The organism is Pseudomonas sp. GP01-A4, assembly GCF_058780865.1.
The window spans coordinates 1-719 of sequence record NZ_JBYSWF010000151.1 but is presented as its reverse complement, the minus strand read 5'-3'; the positions used below and the strand labels follow the sequence as shown (position 1 = coordinate 719).

The following is a 719-nucleotide window of genomic DNA, read 5'->3' as shown; positions in this document are numbered from 1 at the left end:
GACGCCGGTGCGGGTGGATTTTGTGGAGGGTGGGGCGGCGCACCGGCGTCTGTATGGCGGCGGCAGCGGGCAAATGATTGCCAAGGCGGTGGGTGTGGCACAGGGCGTGCGGCCCAGGGTGCTGGATGCTACCGCCGGGTTGGGAAAGGATGCATTTGTGTTGGCCAGCCTGGGTTGCGAGATGAGCCTGATTGAACGCCAGCCGTTGATTGGGGCGTTGCTGGAAGATGGCTTGGCGCGAGGTGCAGAGGATTTTGAGGTGGCGCCGATTGTGGCGCGGATGAGGTTGCTCAAGGGCAACTCCATTGAGGTGATGCGCGATTGGGAGGGGGAGCCGCCTCAGGTGATTTATCTGGATCCGATGTTTCCGCATCGGGAGAAGACGGCGTTGGTGAAGAAGGAGATGAGGTTGTTTCGGCCGCTGGTGGGGGATGATCCGGATGCGCCGGCGTTGTTGGCGGCGGCGTTGGCTTTGGCCAGTCATCGGGTGGTGGTCAAACGGCCGCGTAAGGCGCCTTGTATTGAGGGGGTTAAGCCGAGTCATGCGTTGGATGGGAAGTCCAGTCGGTATGACATTTATCCTAAGAAGGCGCTGAAGTCCTGAGGGTTGGGTACATATCCGTTATTTAGGTAACGGCTGCTTATGGTTTCGCTCTTACAGCGACTCACTTTGGAAAAGCCCCAAAGTAAGCAAAGGGCTCTGCCCCGCCTGTCGGCGC

1 protein-coding gene is annotated in these 719 nt (G+C 59.8%); it reads left to right on the top strand.

Annotated features, from left to right (window positions below):
- Positions 1-604, top strand: a 604-nt coding sequence (locus tag AC3WKX_RS34240) for a class I SAM-dependent methyltransferase (protein ID WP_102665803.1), incomplete at its 5' end; no start/stop codon positions are given.
- Positions 605-719 lie beyond the last annotated feature (115 nt).